This is a genomic window from Acetobacter cibinongensis (assembly GCF_000963925.1).
In the GTDB taxonomy this organism is placed as follows: Bacteria; Pseudomonadota; Alphaproteobacteria; order Acetobacterales; family Acetobacteraceae; genus Acetobacter; species Acetobacter cibinongensis.
The window spans coordinates 134389-151881 of record NZ_BAMV01000010.1; the positions used below are offsets into that span (position 1 = coordinate 134389).

The 17493-nt window shown below is 57.6% G+C and carries 13 protein-coding genes; 10 read left to right on the top strand and 3 right to left on the bottom strand.

Features of this window, described 5'->3' with window-relative positions; all coding sequences use genetic code 11:
* Window positions 1-18 precede the first annotated feature (18 nt).
* The 6 genes from topA to Abci_RS06375 all read left to right on the top strand — a co-directional run bounded on the left by topA (window position 19) and on the right by Abci_RS06375 (window position 9467).
* A complete protein-coding gene (topA, locus tag Abci_RS06350) occupies window positions 19-2715 on the top strand; it encodes a type I DNA topoisomerase (RefSeq protein ID WP_048838304.1) in 2697 nt (898 codons plus the stop codon).
* 3 nt (window positions 2716-2718) lie between these two features.
* Complete coding sequence (locus tag Abci_RS06355) at window positions 2719-4803, top strand: RNB domain-containing ribonuclease (protein ID WP_048838305.1); 2085 nt, start codon at window positions 2719-2721, stop codon at window positions 4801-4803.
* Complete coding sequence (locus Abci_RS06360) at window positions 4793-6559, top strand: S41 family peptidase (protein WP_048838306.1); 1767 nt, start codon at window positions 4793-4795, stop codon at window positions 6557-6559. Before Abci_RS06355 ends, Abci_RS06360 begins: the two co-directional genes overlap by 11 nt.
* Window positions 6556-6894, top strand: a complete 339-nt coding sequence (locus tag Abci_RS06365) for a DUF1491 family protein (RefSeq protein WP_048838307.1) — start codon at window positions 6556-6558, stop codon at window positions 6892-6894. The genes Abci_RS06360 and Abci_RS06365 overlap by 4 nt, the downstream gene beginning before the upstream one ends.
* 202 nt (window positions 6895-7096) lie before the next feature.
* Window positions 7097-8239, top strand: coding sequence for an OmpA family protein (locus tag Abci_RS06370; RefSeq protein ID WP_048838308.1), 1143 nt, complete (start codon window positions 7097-7099; stop codon window positions 8237-8239).
* 109 nt (window positions 8240-8348) lie between these two features.
* The gene (locus Abci_RS06375) at window positions 8349-9467 is read left to right on the top strand and encodes a THUMP domain-containing class I SAM-dependent RNA methyltransferase (RefSeq protein ID WP_048838347.1); all 1119 of its coding nucleotides are present in this window, start codon (window positions 8349-8351) and stop codon (window positions 9465-9467) included.
* 46 nt (window positions 9468-9513) lie between these two features.
* Here Abci_RS06375 and cysK read toward each other — a convergent pair whose 3' ends face one another.
* Window positions 9514-10500: a cysteine synthase A gene (gene cysK, locus Abci_RS06380; RefSeq protein ID WP_048838348.1), complete on the bottom strand. Its 987-nt coding sequence runs from the start codon at window positions 10498-10500 to the stop codon at window positions 9514-9516.
* 147 nt (window positions 10501-10647) lie between these two features.
* On the opposite strand from cysK, the gene Abci_RS06385 reads away from it, so the two are divergent.
* Complete coding sequence (locus Abci_RS06385) at window positions 10648-11097, top strand: RrF2 family transcriptional regulator (RefSeq protein ID WP_048838349.1); 450 nt, start codon at window positions 10648-10650, stop codon at window positions 11095-11097.
* 128 nt (window positions 11098-11225) lie between these two features.
* Here Abci_RS06385 and Abci_RS06390 read toward each other — a convergent pair whose 3' ends face one another.
* Window positions 11226-11768 carry an Ig-like domain-containing protein gene (locus Abci_RS06390; RefSeq protein ID WP_048838350.1) on the bottom strand — a complete coding sequence of 181 codons (543 nt, stop codon included), beginning with the start codon at window positions 11766-11768 and terminating at the stop codon, window positions 11226-11228.
* A gap of 453 nt (window positions 11769-12221) precedes the next feature.
* Here Abci_RS06390 and Abci_RS06395 point away from each other — a divergent pair, with 453 nt between their 5' ends.
* The 3 genes from Abci_RS06395 (at window position 12222) to Abci_RS06405 (ending at window position 15883) form a co-directional block, all read left to right on the top strand.
* Complete coding sequence (locus Abci_RS06395; RefSeq protein WP_048838351.1) at window positions 12222-12755, top strand: hypothetical protein; 534 nt, start codon at window positions 12222-12224, stop codon at window positions 12753-12755.
* Between the two features lie 185 nt (window positions 12756-12940).
* Window positions 12941-14968, top strand: a complete 2028-nt coding sequence (parE, locus tag Abci_RS06400; protein WP_048838310.1) for a DNA topoisomerase IV subunit B — start codon at window positions 12941-12943, stop codon at window positions 14966-14968.
* An 18-nt stretch (window positions 14969-14986) separates the two neighbouring features.
* Entirely contained in the window at window positions 14987-15883 is an 897-nt protein-coding gene (locus Abci_RS06405) for an EamA family transporter (protein WP_048838311.1), read from the top strand.
* A 22-nt stretch (window positions 15884-15905) separates the two neighbouring features.
* Here Abci_RS06405 and Abci_RS06410 read toward each other — a convergent pair whose 3' ends face one another.
* On the bottom strand, window positions 15906-17423 hold the full coding sequence (locus Abci_RS06410; RefSeq protein WP_048838312.1) for a complex I subunit 4 family protein: 1518 nt from the start codon (window positions 17421-17423) through the stop codon (window positions 15906-15908).
* Window positions 17424-17493 lie beyond the last annotated feature (70 nt).

Below are 17493 nucleotides of genomic sequence, written 5' to 3' on the forward strand. Positions count from 1 at the left end.
CGGCAGGTCGGAGAGACTATGACTGACGTTGTGGTGGTCGAATCGCCAGCAAAGGCGAAAACGATCAACAAATATCTTGGTGATGGCTACACGGTACTGGCTTCCTTTGGCCATGTCCGGGACTTACCACCCAAAGACGGATCCGTACGGCCGGATGAAGGCTTTGCCATGTCCTGGCAAGCAGATGAGCGCGGCACCAAACAGGTTGCCGCCATCATCAAGGCGTTGCGCGGTGCCAAGACACTGTATCTGGCCACTGACCCGGACCGTGAAGGTGAGGCCATTTCCTGGCACGTCCGGTCCATGCTGGAAGAAAAGAAGGTTCTTAAAGGCGTTGATGTTCAACGTGTGACCTTTAACGAGATTACCAAAAGCGCCATCAAACACGCGATGGCACACCCGCGTGAGCTCGATTTTCCGCTGATCGAGGCCTATCTGGCCCGCCGCGCGTTGGACTATCTGGTGGGCTTTACCCTCTCTCCTGTTCTGTGGCGTAAACTGCCCGGTTCTAAAAGTGCTGGCCGTGTGCAGTCTGTCGCCCTCCGCCTGATTTGTGAGCGGGAAGCGGAAATTGAGGTTTTTCAGCCGCGCGAATACTGGACCGTAGCCGCGGCCCTGACCACACCCGCTGGTGCCCCGTTTACCGCACGCCTGACCCACCTGAACGGCAAGAAGCTCGACCAGTTTGACCTGAATACTGCGGACTTAGCGGAAGCCGCCCGGAAGACTGTTGAGGGTGAAACGCTCTCCGTGTCCTCTGTTGAGCGGCGCAAGGTCAAACGCAACCCGCAGCCACCGTTCACCACCTCCACCCTTCAGCAGGAAGCATCGCGCAAGCTGGGTATGGGGGCACAGGTCACCATGCGTACAGCCCAGCAACTCTATGAAGGGATTGAACTGGGCGGTGAAACCGTTGGTCTTATTACCTATATGCGTACCGATGGTGTGCAAATGGCACAGGAGGCCATTAACGCTATCCGCAGCCATATTGGTAAGCAGATTGGCCCGGACTACGTTCCGCAGCAGGCACGGCATTATTCGTCCAAAGCCAAAAATGCGCAGGAAGCCCACGAAGCCATCCGCCCGACAGATGTGTTCCGCACACCGTCCTCCGTTGCCGGATATCTGACACCAGATCAGCGCCGCTTGTATGAACTGGTCTGGAAACGTGCCGTAGCCAGCCAAATGGAATCTGCCGCACTAGATCAGGTTGCGGTTGATATCTCTGGCCCTTCCGGCCAGACCGTATTGCGCGCCAACGGCTCCATCATCACGTTTGACGGCTTCCTGCGCCTGTATACCGAAGGCCGGGATGATAGCGACAAAGCAGCGGATGATGACTCCCGCATGTTGCCTCCCATGCAGGAACGTGACCCGCTAAAGCAGGAAAAAGTAGAGGCAGACCAGCACTTCACCCAGCCTCCACCCCGCTTTTCCGAGGCCTCACTGGTCAAGAAGATGGAAGAGATCGGCATTGGTCGCCCTTCCACTTATGCCTCCATCCTGACTGTGCTGCGGGACCGCAACTATGTCATGCTGGAAAACCGCCGCTTCATCCCTGAAGCACGCGGGCGCTTGGTGACAGCATTCCTCGTCTCCTTCTTTGAGCGCTATGTAGACACCAAGTTTACCGCAAGCCTTGAAGAACTGCTGGACGATATTTCAGCCGGTCAGGCTAACTGGAAAGAGGTTCTGGCCTCCTTCTGGCAGCATTTCTCCCAAGCCGTGGCTGATACCAAAGACCTGACCATTACCGATGTGCTCAATGCACTCGATAAAGACCTTGGGCCTTTCTTCTTCCCGCCCCGGCCAGATGGGTCAGACCCACGCCATTGCACAGCCTGCGGTACGGGCCGCCTTGGCCTGAAACTGGGCCGGTATGGCGCGTTTATTGGCTGTTCCAATTATCCGGAATGCCAGTTCACCCGCCGCCTGTCTGCCGATAGCGCCGAGGATGGTGAGGGCAGCGAAGGCCTGAAGGACGGTATGCGCGTTCTTGGCCAGCACCCTGACACTGGCGAAGATATTACGGTCCGCCAAGGCCCGTGGGGGCTTTATGTGCAGCAGGGTGAACCAGACCCCAATGACAAGAAGGCCAAACCTAAGCGGGCCTCTCTGCCCAAAGGCGTGGAAGGGGACAAAATCACGCTGGAGACGGCTGTGGGGCTGCTCTCCCTCCCCCGTCTTGTGGGGCTACACCCTGAAACTCAGGAACCAATTGAGGCCGGACTTGGCCGCTTCGGGCCTTATGTCAAAATGGGTGCCATCTATGGCTCTCTGGACAAAGACGACGATGTGCTGACCATTGGCCTGAACAGGGCTGTGGATGCTCTGGCCAAAAAACTGGCCTCCATCCGCACTCTGGGGGCACACCCCAAAGACGCCGAGCCTGTTATGGTGCGTAAAGGCCGCTTTGGCCCTTATGTGCAACATGGGCAGATGGTCGCTACTCTTCCCCGTGGCACAGATATGGATGATGTCACGCTGGATGACGCCGTGGCGCTGCTGGCAGAAAAAGGAAAACCTTTGAAAGCCAAAGGGGCTGCTGCCAAAAAGAAGACAGCCACCAAGACCACGTCCAAGAAAACCACCACCAAAGCGGCCAAAACAGCCGAAGGGGACGCAACTCCGGCAAAAGCCAAAAAAGCGCCCGCCAAGAAAGCTGCGCCTGAAAAGGCAAGTACCACCACAACGCGCAAGAAAAAGGCCGAATAAACCATGCGGAAGGGCAGCGGGCCTTTGCCCCTGTCCGACCATGGGGCCATTCGGCACGCATTGGAAGCTGGCACAGCCCCTATGGGGCTTGCAGATATTCTCCATGCTTTAGGGTTACCCCTTAGCCTGAAGGCACAGTTGCGGGCTGTGCTGCATGAAATGGCACTGGCCGGAGCGCTGGCAACGCTCCCTCCGGGCAGACTGAAAGCCATTACCGGCCTGCCGGAAATGGTGCGCGTGACAGTGGGGCACCTGCGGTCTGACGGTTGCGCCTATGCCCATCAGAGCCATACCCCAGACACCTCGATTCTGCTTGTCTCCGGCCTTTCAGATGGTACTTTCCTGCTGCCTGGCGATGAGGTTCTCGTCCGGTTGCGTCCGTGTACGGCCCGTAACCGTTTACGGGAAGGACGCCCCATCCGTCTGCTCTCCCGCCAGATCAAGAGTTTTCCGGCGCATCTGACAGCCTGTTGCTTTCAGGCTGACACAACATGTCTGGCCACTTTTGAACCCTGCGATGGACGCATCGACCTGACCGTTACTGTGAAGGTCCCACAGGAGAATGCTTTTTTCACAGCCTTGAAGCCCGGTGTCATTGCGTTGCTGGACGCCGCCGCCCCACAGGCTGGCAAAAACGCGCCCTTTGCGATGACGCGTATTTTAGGGAACTGTGATGCTCCCGGCATGGCAGCTACCCTCAGCATTCTGACACATACCCTACCGGAAAACTTTACTCCAGAAAGCGAGGCTCAGGCTCATCTTGCCTCCCAACGCCCAGCCACGTTGGAAACAGCCGGGCGGCGCGATCTGAGTGATCTGCCGCTCGTCACGATTGATGATGAGACAGCGCAGGATTTTGATGATGCCATTTGGGCAGAGGAGACCGCTGAGGGTTTCCATCTGGTCATTGCAATAGCCGATGTCAGCCATTACGTGCCGGAAGGGTCTACACTGGACCAAGAGGCCCGTATACGCGGCAACTCCGTTTATCTGCCGGGCCATGTGCTGCCTATGCTCCCGGAAAGCCTCTCGGCTGGAGCGTGCTCCCTCAAGCCGCATGAAGACCGGCTTTGCGTCTATGTTGATCTCACTCTTAACGCTGACGGACAGTGTGTGTCAGGCCATCTGGGCAGGGCCCTCATGCGCAGTGCCGCACGCCTGACCTACCGGCAGGTGCAAGCCGAACTGGATGGGCATGATGACGCAGCATTCTCCTTGGCTAAGCTGCCCCCTGCTCTACTCAGCACGTTAGCAAAAGCCGCTGCCGCCCTGCGTCAGGAAGCCGTGAGCAGAGGAGAAAGGAGCGAGAACACACACGCACCGGATGCCTACAGCATAGAGTTTGACCAGGTGGGGTATCCCGTTGCGTTCACACCCCGCCCACAGGGTCTGGCGGAGGATATTGTGGCGCGCTTCATGATAGCCGCCAACCGCTTTGTGGCAGACTTCATGCGGCAAAACAGCGTTCAGGGCATGTTCCGGGGACATGCCGCCCCTAAAGCCGGGCAGCAGGGTCGCCGTGTGCCTGCGTACTACTCTCCTGTCGCAGCTCTCCATCATGGATTGGCCCTGCCAGCCTATGCGCATTTCACCAGCCCCATACGCCGCTATGCTGATCTGGTCACACATCGTGCCGTTATTGCAACATTAGAGTCCACCTCACTTCCCTACCCGTCTGAGGACGATACAGCCGCCGAGTCAGGTTTGCAGAAAATGCAGATTTTACATGCGCTGGCAGGGCATCTGCATTTTACGGAGCGCCGTGCTGCGTCTGCCACACTGGCCTGCCAGAACCGGCTTGCAGCGCTCTTTTTACGCCCCTTGTGCGGTCACGCCATGACGGCCTATGTGACAGGAACAACACGCTCGGCCGTCACCCTGACATTGACGAAGACGGGAACTCCGTCTTTGCTTTTCCGCAGCGCTTTGCCGGATGATTCAGGATTGTATGACGACTCGCACACCACACACGCACCTCAGCGGTCTGAAGCAACGCTTCAGCCAGGCTGCATGCTGTCTGTTGTGCTCAGGGCAACAAACCCGGCGCGAGGCACCCTTACTCTGGCAGCAGATTCCCATGCGCGCTAACACAGCCCTGCGCTTTGTACCGCCCCTCCGGCGGGCTTTCCCCTGCATGGTCGTGGCAAGCCTTATCCTGTGTCAGCCTTCCTCACTCAAGGCTGCGGTGGCTCCTCCCTTGCCGTCTGGCAGCCGCCCTACAGCCGTGCCAGACACCCCAGTGCCGCCGCCATCAGCACTTCCACCGGATGCAGCGCCCCCTCTCAAAAATGCGGCAGCGGCCGTTCCGGACGCCCTGCCCTCAGCCGCAAAGCAACCAGCGGCAACGGTTACCGCCACCCCAGACACAGCCATTGACCTGACGATGGTACGCACTGTCATTGCCACAGCGCTGGAATTTCTGGGCCCCCGCACGCTTGAAGCCCATTCAAGCCGTGACTTCACGCTCTGGGGCCTCGGCGCGCTCACGGCTCTGGACCCTACACTTTCGCTGGATACGCGCGGGGCGGACATCCGCCTTCTGGCGGGGCAGACATCTCTTTTCGCCCGTCCGGCCCCGCCCGCCAACCGTGACGATGACTGGGCGCATCTGGCTGTAGAGTTTATCTCCGCCGCACGCGCCCACTCTGAAAGCGTGCGCGCTGCCACGCGGGAAGATCTGGTGCAGGCGTTTTTTGACGAGCTGTTCAATCATCTGGACCCGTATTCCCGCTATATTGGCCCCTCCTCTGCCACAACAGACCGCCATGCCCGCGTAGGGGGTGAGGCCGATGCCGGGATCAGCCTGACGCGCAAAGGCCGAGACATCATCGTGTCTGCCGTCAACGCTAATGGCCCGGCATGGACTGCAACCGTAGATACGGGCGACAAACTGCTTGCCGTTAACAACAAACTGACAGCAGGTCAGTCTGCGGAAACGGTTACCCAGTGGTTACAGGGGGCTGAAGACTCCCGCGTTAGCCTGCGTTTGCTCTCACCCGGCAAAAAACGCGGGCACACTGTTGTTCTGCGCCGCGCCAAGGTGCCGCCTGAAACTGTGTTTGCATTTGCCAGTGGCTCGCTTGTCGTCCTGCGCGTGACGTCATTTTCCTCCGACACGGCAGAGGAAATGAGCCAGTATCTGGACCAGGCCACGCAAGATCCCGGCTTGAAAGGGCTGATCATAGATCTGCGCGGCAACCGTGGCGGGGTTTTACAACAGGCTGTCACGGCAGCCGCGCTACTATTGGACCATGGTGTGGCTGCGGTAACCGATGGGCGTGATGCACAGGCCAACCATATCTGGGCCGTACAGGGCGGAGATATGACCAACAATCTGCCCATTGCAATTCTGGTCGATGGCCGGACGGCCAGTGCGGCAGAAATTCTTGCCGCCGCCTTGGCTGACCATCGCCGCGCGGTTGTGATTGGAAGCTCCACCCTCGGCAAAGGCCTTGTGCAGACAGTTGCGCAGTTGCCTGATGAAGGAGAGCTTTTTGTAACCTGGAGCCGGGTTATAGCCCCTCTGCACTGGCCTTTGCAGGGTCTTGGGGTCATGCCCCAGATCTGCACCAGCCTTGGGGAGGCCGATACCAGCAGGCAATTGCATAGTCTGGCCCACGGCAGTCTGGACAACCGCGCCGCAGTACTTGAATCCCGTGCAGCACGTTTCCCGCTCACGGTCTCTCGTATTCTGGCTATTCGCCGTGCCTGCCCTGCCGCCCTTGGGAGTGATCGGGACGTAGAAACCGCCCGGGCAGTGCTGGAAAACAAGGCGTGGTACAGAGCCGCGATCGCAGCCATGCCAGAAGACCCGGCAGCCCTCCCGGCGGCCTCCAAGGAATGACCTCACCACGCCTGAAATCGGATTTTGTGGCGCGCGCCATCCTGCGGCAGGCTGCGCAAAATGGGCAGTCTGCCATGCTTTTACGGAAGGGCGATGCAGATGCCGGCAGCATTTTGGTGGTTTTACTGGAACGAAATGGCTCCGCCGTTGTTCTGAGCCAAACACGAACGCCGGAAGGGGAAGCCGCATGGCTCAGATCATCAGGTGAAAACCCGCTCTCACCCGCAGAAATCAGCCTCTACCTTGAGCGCCAGACCCGTTTTGACCCCGACCTGTGGGTTCTGGAACTTGAAGCCCCGGAGTTTAAACCGCCCTTCAACGCGACTCTGCTCTAAGGACACGAAAATATGTGTGACTTATGTCACACGCCAGATGGCCTGATACCACGCAAAACAGGCACCTATGTGAAAACAGACCCACCTGCCTGTTGCACATGACGCAAGTTTACAGCAAAGAAGACAAGCTTATGTGCTTTATCTGCACACCTACCCACATGCCCGGCCACTACCGAACCAGTGCCACAGCAGGGAGAATAACATGAAGCTGCGCCAAGGCCTCCTCGCGCAAACACTGCTTTCTGTGCCTTTGGTCGCAGGGCTTTTACTGTGCGCGGCCCCCGTTATGGCTCAACCGGTACAGGGCCTGTATGTTGGCGGTGAAGGCGGCGCAACCTTCAATCAGGACCAGATGGTCCGTAGCTCCCCCATGTTTCCGCATGGCCGTGACCGGTGGCGTACGGGCGGTGTCGGCATTGGCTCGGTCGGGTATGGGCTGGGCAACGGCTTCCGCGTGGAAGTTGAAGGCGACTACCGCAGCATGGCCTACAAGCAGTTCGCAGGCAGCACGGTCACAGGCAGGGCAGATGGCCGCCGCCAGACCTATGGCGTTATGGCAAACGCCCTGTTTGACATGGACATTGGCAAGCCTTGGCTGTTCCCGTATTTCGGGGCCGGTGTCGGCTATGGTTGGACTCACCTGAACACCAGCCTGAACGGTGACCAGATCAGCCAACATATGGGCGCCACATTTGGCAACTTTGCCTATCAGGGCATTTTTGGCCTGTCCTTCCCAACACCTTGGGTGGTCGGCCTGTCCATGACAGCGGAATACCGGTTCTGGACCATGCTCGGCCCGCAGTCCCACAGCTCTACGGCATGGGGTACGGTCGGTGGTGCCAACCTGTCAAAATCCTATGGCTTTGCCAGCGGCAACCGCGACACCAAGACAGACTTCAACCATTCCCTGATGCTCGGCCTGCGGTACGAGTTCAACCCGGCTCCCCCACCGCCCCCGCCGCCAGCAGAAAGTGCAGCTCCAGCCCCTCAGGCAGCCCGCAGCTACCTGATCTTTTTTGACTGGGACAAAGCAGACCTGACAGACAGGGCACGCTCCATTGTGTCTGTTGCAGCTCAGGCCTCCACGCACACAACGCTTACGCGCATCACCGTGTCTGGATATACTGACAACTCCTCCGCTCATCCGGGTGAGAAACGGGGCGAAGACTATAATATGAAGCTCTCCCTGCGTCGTGCAGAGGTGGTGAAGGCCGAGTTGATGCGTGATGGTGTGCCCGGCACAACCATTGACCTGCATGGCTATGGGGAAGCCAACCCCCTTGTGCATACAGCCGCGAACACAAAAGAACCCCAGAACCGCCGCGTGGAAATTATCTTCCAGTAAAAATGACCACATTGCTTGGTTTCGGTGCCGCTCTGGCTTTGGTCAGAGCGGTTTTTTATTGCCCGAGGCAGATATTGCCCTTTCCTTTCCGCACTGCCATTCAGACATGATGACACAAACGCCTGACTTCGAAATTTTTCTGGCTACCACGCCCGGCCTTGAGGGCATCTTATGTCAGGAAGTGCGGCTAAAGGGCTTCAAACACGCCAAGGCTGTTCCAGGTGGCGTCACCATAAAAGGCAGTTGGCCTGAAGTCTGGCGTGCCAATCTTTGGGTTCGGGGTGCCAACAAGGTCCTTGCGCGCCTTGTCAGTTTTCCCGCGCGCTATCTGACGCAGCTTGAACGCCGCACCAAAACTTTTGACTGGGCCAGTATTCTACGCCCTGACGTACCGTTCCGGGTCGAGGCCTCCTGTGCAACCTCCCGCATTTATCACGCGGGAGCCGCTGCCGAGCGTATTGCCGCCGCTATCTCAAGCGCTTTGGGGGTAGCCAGCACAGACACTGCCAGCCTTGTTATCAAGGCCCGCATAGAAAACGATGTCTGTACTCTCAGCCTTGATACATCGGGTGAACTCCTCCACCGACGCGGGCACAAAGTTGCTGTTAACCGCGCCCCCATGCGGGAGACGCTCGCCGCTCTCTTCCTCACACAATGCGGGTATAACGGGGCCGAACCCGTGCTGGACCCCATGTGCGGCTCCGGCACATTTGTGCTGGAGGCCGCTGAAATAGCGGCACGCCTTAACCCCGGCCGCCTTCGTTCTTTTGCTTTTGAACAACTGGTCTCATTTGCCCCCGCCGCGTGGGCACAGATGCGGGCGGTGAAAAGCCAACGCACGCCCCCACACCGCTTTTATGGCAGCGACCGAGACAGCGCTGCCATTGAAATGTGCGTGGCAAACGCCAAATGTGCCGGTGTGTCAGATTTTTGCGTGTTTGAGCAAAAGCCTGTGAGCGAGATTCGCCCTCCCGCCAACGAGCCTCCGGGCCTTGTGATCTGCAACCCGCCCTACGGCACGCGTATAGGAGATAAGGAGCAACTGGCCGCTCTCTATCGTGCTTTTGGCCAAACCATGCTGGACCATTTTTCCGGCTGGCGTGTGGGGCTTATTACCAGTGAGCCAACCCTGGCATATGCCACGCACCTGCCATTTCTGCCCAACACAGCCCCCATCCCGCATGGTGGCTTGCGCGTAGCGCTGTACCAGACAGCTCCCCTGCCATAGAGAACGGGGGGCCAATAGCAGCCCCCGAGACCCTCTTGGGTACGTTTTACAGCCCGTTAAACAGGGATGTAGAGAGGTAGCGCTCCGCAAAGGACGGAGCGATGGCAACAATGGTTTTGCCTGCATACTCCGGCTTGCGGGCCAGTTGCAAAGCCGCATGCAGCGCAGCGCCGGACGAAATACCAACCGGAATACCATCCAAACGCGCACACCGCCGGGCAGCAGCAATCGCCTCCCGCTCAGAGACCGTCAGGACACCATCCAGAGATTTCGTGTGCAGCGTTGCCGGGCAGAATCCGGGACCAATACCCTGGATGCCATGCGGCCCCGGTTCATCCCCATTCAGGATGGCGCTTTCGGCGGGCTCCACACCAAAAACCTGCAAGCTTTTACGGCGGGGCTTAAGGGCTTCCGCAATACCGGTTGCAGTGCCCCCTGTGCCAACGCCTGCAACAATGGCATCCACCTGCCCGTCCGTATCAACCCAGATTTCCTCTGCTGTCGTTGCGGCATGCACAGCCGGGTTGGCCGGGTTGTCAAACTGGTCCGGCATCCATGCGTCCGGCGTTTCGTTCAAAATTTCGTTAGCGCGAGCAATAGCCCCAGCCATACCCAAACGGGCTGGCGTAAGCTCAACCTGTGCGTCCATCAGGCGCAACATCCGGCGGCGCTCAATGGAGGCCCCTTCCGGCATGGTCACAATCAGCCTGTACCCACGCGCTGCGGCAACAAAAGCAAGGGATATGCCGGTATTACCGGACGTTGGCTCAACCAGCACGGTACGGCCTGGCGTGATAAGACCCGCTTTTTCAGCGGCCAGCACCATAGCTGCGCCAATGCGGTCCTTGACCGACCCGAGCGGATTGAAAAATTCCAGCTTCAGCAGCACGCGGGCTTTCAGCTTATCTTCCTGTATCAGATGCGGCACAGCCACCAGTGGTGTGCCACCGACAACATTGGTAATGGAGTCGTAAATACGGCCGCGGGGAGCCGCAAAGCCATATGTCTCGCGTGAAAGATCCGAAGCTGTCATGAAAACGCCTTTTCGTCTGTCTGCATTTCTGTCAACATTATAATACGAAATAACCGCGTAGATAAACCGCACAACCCCTGCTATATGCGGGACAGCCCAGACGTAACGTTACATTTGCCCTTTTTTGAGGTGGAAGGAAACCGGATCATGATCCTGCGCCGTGACAGAGCCATGACGGCTGTTCTCATTATGCTGGACGTTGCATTCCACGCAGGCCGTTCCGGTACAGTCAGTGCGGCGGATATTGCTGAGCGTTCCAACCTGGCCCGCCGTGGTATTGAGCCCCTGCTACAGGCTCTCTCCCGGACAGGGCTTCTGGAAAGTATTCGCGGGCCGCGAGGTGGTTACCGGCTTGGCCGCCCCCGCCGCGATATTTCTCTGGTCGATATCATCAACGCGGTTACGCAGGACGATCAGAACCCGGAAGATGGCCCACAGGGTCCGCTTTTTGCCAAGGTGATAGAACCAAGCTGGAAACAGTTTGATAAAGACCTGACCGTGCAGATGAAAAAAACCAGCCTTGATGATCTGGTCAAAAAAGCTGAGACATCCGGCCTGAAGCGCCCCCTGAGCGAGCCTATTACCTTTTCTATCTAGCTCTAAGAGCGGCTTGCTCCATACAAAAACCCCCGCAGCGTTTTCCGCTGCGGGGGTTTTCTTGTATCTACGCAATTTTTACGGGTGGCTTATTTACTAATTTCTTAAACAGGCCACCCTGTATCGTATTATTTTTTGCGCTTAGCCGTCGTGACACGGCGGCGTGCAGGCGTTGCTGCTTTTTTAGCCGGTGTCGGGGCTGTGACGGCAGGCACAACAGGCTTGGCAATAACCACGCCAGTTGCATCCACCTGAGCGGTTACAGTCAGACGCGTACGCTTCTGCCCGCCACCCGGAATAAGGGTTACGGTAAAGCTGTCTGTACCAGCGTAGCCCATGGTGGGGGTGTAGCTGACATGCGTGTCATCATCCAGGCTGTACAGGAAGGCTTTCCCGTGCTCTGGCGCAGGTGAAACGCCGAAGGACGCATAGGCCTTGCCAGAAGGCTGGGAGAGCTTCAGCTCACACAGGCCATCGTCAGACCGGACGGTCATGGTGGTGGAAAGCTGGCCATCCGGACCCGTTTTCACGGGGGTTGTGCTACAGACCGCAGACTTTTTCAGATACCCGAACGGGTTAGGTGTTCCAGTCCGAACGGGACCACTGGTGGTCGCACAGCCGGCAAGCAGACCACCTGTTAGTGCCAGAACGGCTATTCCTCGCAAGCGCACTGTCAGCTCCACTCATTCATCAATTATTACAAAGGATGAACCCTGTGCGGCCGGAGGCAAACTGGCTGAAAGAGTTTTCGGCCCATAAGCGCCTTGCGCACCATGATTCGCTTTTGCGTTTAGAACATCCGCGCCTTGGAAGAAAGGGGCTAAAAAATTCAGGGCTTTCTGTTTTCTCCCGCTTGGTAAAATGCGGCGGCCCAACCATCATTTTGCCCCAAATGTGACGTTTTAAGAGGAAATGTGCGTCGGCGGAGAAAACAAGTCTTTGAAGCCTTAGACGGTATTCAGTCTGAAACACGGGCTGACCACCGAAAATGCCTCTGGCTTTCTCTCCTGAATACGCTATTTCGTGTCGTCGAACCTTTATAAAGACCGTCTCGTATGCTGGACCGCGGGCAACACCTTAACGTGATGAAAAACGCCAGCCCCGGCATCTATCGGAGGAACCGCATGTCCTGTTTTTCTCGTCTTCTGGCCGCAGGCGTTCTCGCTGCGGGCGTACTGCATAGTTCTTACAGCCTAGCGGCTACACCGTGCGGCCACTCCCCCGCACATGAAGCCTTTGATGTGCAGGCCCTGAAGAGCGAGTTGATGGTAACCGCCCTCTCCTGCAGCGCGCAGGACCGCTACAATTCATTTGTTGCCAAGTTCCGCAGCAATCTGCTGGATCAGGAGCAGAAGCTGAACACGTATTTCCGTAATACGTATGGCCGCAGCGCACAGCGTGAGCATGACGACTATATTACCCAGCTTGCCAACGTGCAGTCAGAAAAGGGCCTGTCCGCTGGCACCATTTTCTGCCAGCAGCGTCTGGCGATGTTTGACGAAGTGAATGCGCTGGACACCACGGAAGACCTGGCAAACTATACGGAAGCCAAGGACGTAACGCAGCCTGCCTCCTTTGAAACCTGTGCGGCACCTGCCACCCCAAGCCGCGCTACGCGCCCGGCAGCCCGCAAGACACGCTCCGTACGGAAAGCTTGATACAGGCGGTTCCTTTCTTCATTCTGATCTTCTTAAGGCCGCGTATCCCGCGGCCTTATTTTTCCGTACTCGACTCGTGTAATCCATAAATTTCTAGCGTGGATGTTCTCTTTTTGTACCTATTTTAAAGAAGAGTAGCGTCTAGCGCTTGACGAATCCTTCACAAAGCGGGACAGACCGTAACCATGAGCGACCTGTTTTCCGAGCCCCCTCCGCCCTCCCGCCGGTCTGCCGGAAAGGCAGCGAAGCCTGAAGCCGACAGCACGCAAGCCTATGACGCCAGCGCCATTGAAGTGCTGGAAGGGCTGGAACCAGTACGCCGCCGCCCCGGCATGTATATTGGCGGCACAGACGAGACCGCGCTGCACCATCTGGCCGCTGAAGTGCTGGATAACGCCATGGACGAAGCCGTGGCAGGCCATGCATCCACCATTGATGTCAGCCTTGAACCCGGCAACAAACTGACAATCAGGGACAATGGACGCGGTATACCCGTAGACGCCCATCCCCGCTTTCCTGATCGTTCCGCGCTGGAGGTTATTCTTACGACCCTCCATGCTGGTGGTAAGTTCTCCGGCAAGGCCTATGCAACGTCTGGAGGGTTGCACGGTGTTGGCTCATCCGTTGTGAACGCTCTGTCCTCCCGCATGGACGTGGAAATTGCCCGTGACCGCGCCATATGGCAGCAGTCTTACGAACGCGGCATTCCCGTAACAGCGCTGGAAAAAACAGGGGCCACCCAGAACCGTCGTGGCACGCAGATTGCCTTTGTGCCTGATGCCCAGATTTTTGGGACGCACCATTTTGTGCCGTCACGGCTTTATAAGCTGTGCCGGTCAAAGGCATTTCTTTTCCGTGGCGTAACCATCCGCTGGAACTGTGATCCATCGCTCATCAAAGCTGGCGATGATACGCCTGCAGAAGCGGTGCTGCATTTCCCCGGCGGTTTGGCTGACAGCCTGAGTGATGAACTGGGAGCCTCAGCCCCCCTCCTCACCCCCATTTGGGCGGGTGATGCAGCCCTCCCCCCTGCGGCAGACGGCCGCGACAATGGGCGCGTAGAATGGGCTGTTGCCTTTCTGGAAAGCGGTGCGGCATCCCTTGCCTCTTACTGTAATACCATTCCCACCCCACAGGGCGGCACACACGAAACCGGATTCAGGAACGCTCTGGTCAAAGGCTTACGTGCCTGGGGTGACCAACGCTCCAACAAAAAAGCAGCCGCTATTACGGCGGAAGATGTGCTGGGCACCATAGCGGCTCAGCTCTCGGTCTTTATTCGTGACCCGCAGTTTCAGGGCCAGACCAAGGAAAAGCTTACATCGTCCGAAGCCAGCAAGCTGGTTGAAACTGCCTTGCGGGACCGGTTTGACCACTGGCTAGCGCAAAATCCGCCGCAGGCTGATGCGCTCCTGACCTTTATGATTGAGAGGGCAGAAGAACGCCTTCGCCGCCGTGAGCAAAAAGAAACACCGCGTAAGAGTGCCACACGCCGCCTGCGCCTGCCCGGCAAACTGACCGACTGCACCCGCGAACGCGCTGAGGAAACCGAGATATTTCTTGTGGAAGGCGACTCCGCAGGCGGCTCGGCCAAGCAGGCGCGTAACCGTGAAACACAGGCCGTTCTGCCATTGCGCGGCAAAATTCTGAACGTAGCCAGTGCCACGACAGAAAAACTGCGCGCCAATCAGGAATTGCGGGACCTCATTGAGGCGTTAGGCTGTGGGTCTGGCGACAAATTTGAGCTGAGCAAACTACGTTATGGCCGCGTCATTATCATGACCGATGCTGACGTGGATGGCGCACATATTGCCTCCCTGCTCATGACATTTTTCTACCGTGAACTGCCGGAGCTTATCCGTGCGGGCCACCTCTACCTTGCACAGCCGCCACTCTACCGGCTGACACAAGGTGCCCGCTCCGTGTACGCCATGGATGATGCGGACCGAGACCGCAAAATTAAGAAAGAGTTCAAGTCACGCGGTAAAATTGATGTCTCCCGCTTTAAAGGTCTAGGGGAAATGCCCCCGGCGGACCTTAAAGAAACAACAATGGACCCGAAGCGCCGCACGCTGCTGCGTGTTGTGGCTCCGGCGGAAGACCGTCTGGCCACGCGTGAACGTGTTGAAAGCCTGATGGGCCGTAAACCGGAACTACGCTTCGCCTTCATTCAGGAACACGCGCAATCTGTTGGAGAACTGCTGGATGTCTGACCCACTGCTTCCTGCCGAATGAACAACACCGACCTGACAGTTAAAGAGCGCGCCGCCGCACTGGCGCAATTAATTGGCGGCATGGTGTGTTTGCAATTTGGCTCTTCTACAGCCAAGGCACTTTTTCCCGTCTTTGGTGCTGCGGGTATGGTGGGGCTGCGCTGCTTCTTTGCCACCGTTGTCTTGATGTGCATTTTCAGAAGCTGGAATGTTCTATCCTGGCGGGTGCTCAAGCTGGCCTTCCCTTACGGGCTGGCCATTTGTGCCATGAATCTGTTTTTCTATTTGGCGCTTCAGCGTATTCCGCTGGGTATTACCGTTGCCATTGAATTTACCGGCCCTCTTTTTCTTGCATTTATGGGGTCTCAGCGTCTGGCTGATATTGGGTGGCTTGTGCTGACCATTGCCGGGTTGGGGTTATTGCTCAACCCTTCTTCCTCAACTGCACCGGACGCCCTGGGGATTCTTTTTGCCATGGGAGCAGCCGTTGCGTGGGCGCTCTACATCGTGTTTGGCAAACGCTTTAGCGGCAAGCTGTCTGCCGGACATGCCTGCACTATAGGGCAATTATGCGCCAGCATCGTGCTGTTCATACCCTGTTTTCTACCGGCGTTTTCAACGGGGCTAGGCCAGCCCAAACTGCTGTTCCTCAGCCTGATAGTGGCCATATGCTCATCGGCTCTGCCCTATGCGCTGGAAATGCGCGCCATGCAGCGTTTGTCCGCACGGGACCTTGGGGTTTTTTGTAGTCTGGAGCCTGTCTGCGCCACGCTGGCCGGGGTTCTCATTCTCCATGAAACGCTGCCCCTCAGTCGCTTATGCGGCATCCTGATGGTCGCGGGCGCTTCAGCCGGAACTGTTCTCACGCCCCGGCGTAGAAAAAAGCCTGACGAGCTACCGGAACTCCCCCAATAACAAACCTCTGACAGCGCGCGTTTTATCGCGCTGCCACAGCAACAGCCGCGTGGGACGTGTTCTGCGCAACAGCGTTCGCGCTGCCATGAATGGCCTGCATGACCACCGGGTCAAACAACCGGGTAAAGCTACCCGGATGCACGCCCATCCATAAGGTCACAACAGCCAGAGGCACCAATACTGCCATTTCGGCTGCGGTCAGGTCACGCAGCAGACTGACAGTACCTTTTACGCTGCCAAACAGTACATGCCTGTAAAGCGAGAGCATATAGACGGCACCCATAATCATGGTGGCCCCCGCAAGCAGCGCTACCCAGAATGAAACATGAATGGCCCCCATAAGGACCAGAAGCTCCCCGACGAAAGACCCCGTACCCGGCAGCCCTATGTTGGCCATGGTAAACAGCATGGCCAAAAGGGCTAGAACGGGCATCTGCCTTGCAACGCCGCCAAGAGCATCAATGTTCTGTGTTTCAGCACGCCATGCCACCGCAGACACACAGAAAAACAGGGCCGCAATCACCACCCCATGTGAAAGCATCTGGTAAATTGCGCCATCAATTCCCTCTGCGGTCAGGGTGAACAACCCAACAGCAATCATGCCCATGTGTGAGAAAGAGGAATACGCAATAACGCGCTTCATATCTGTTTGGGCAAACGCCACAAAGGCGGCGTAAATAATGGCCACCACCCCCAAAGCCAGCACATAGGGTGCAAACGCGTGCATGGCATTGGGAAACATAAGCACCCCAAAGCGTAGCAACCCGTAGGCTCCGGTTTTGGACAATACGCCTGACAACATGGCGGAGGCAGGTGCCGGGGCTTCAGAATAGGCGTCAGGCAACCATGCATGAAGCGGAAACAGCGGCAGCTTGACGCCAAACGCCAGAATGAACGCCAGCAGCAGCCACCCCTGCATAACCGGGGAAAAACCTGCCTGCATAAGACCCTGTATGTCTGTAGTACCCGCCTGTAGCCACATAGCCACCAGCGCAATGAGCATGAACAGGGAGCCACCGAACGTAAACAGGAAGAACTGGAGAGACGCCCACATCCGTCTGGCCCCGCCCCATACGCCAATCATCAAGCTGGCTGGAATAAGCGTTGCTTCATAAAAGACATAGAACAGCACCAGATCCTGCGCTGAAAACAGACCGAACAAGGCCGTTTCAAGCAGCAGGAATGTGATGGAAAAAGTGCGCACCTGCGTTTGCACCGTGCGCCAGCTTGCAGCCAGCGCCAGCGGGGTCAGAAATGCGGTGAGCAGAATAAAGACCAAAGAAATACCATCCACACCCGTATGGTAGGAGATACCTTGGTCCGCCATCCAGCTTAGCCGGGTTTCAAACTGCAATCCGGGGCGGCCTGGGTCAAACTGTGCCCATAAAACTGCACTGAGCCCCAGCACCAGAAGGCTTGTCCAGAGGCTGAGCCATCGTGCGCTACGCCCTTGGTCTGCCCCTCCCCGCCCTAAAAGAAAAACCAGCCCTGCGCCAGCAAGAGGGAGATAGGTTATGAGCGAAAGCAAGGTGGGGTACACGGCGTTCTTACCATCCGGGTTACATCACGGTAGCGCTAACTGTGCGCCATTTTGGTGCTGCAAGCCAGAG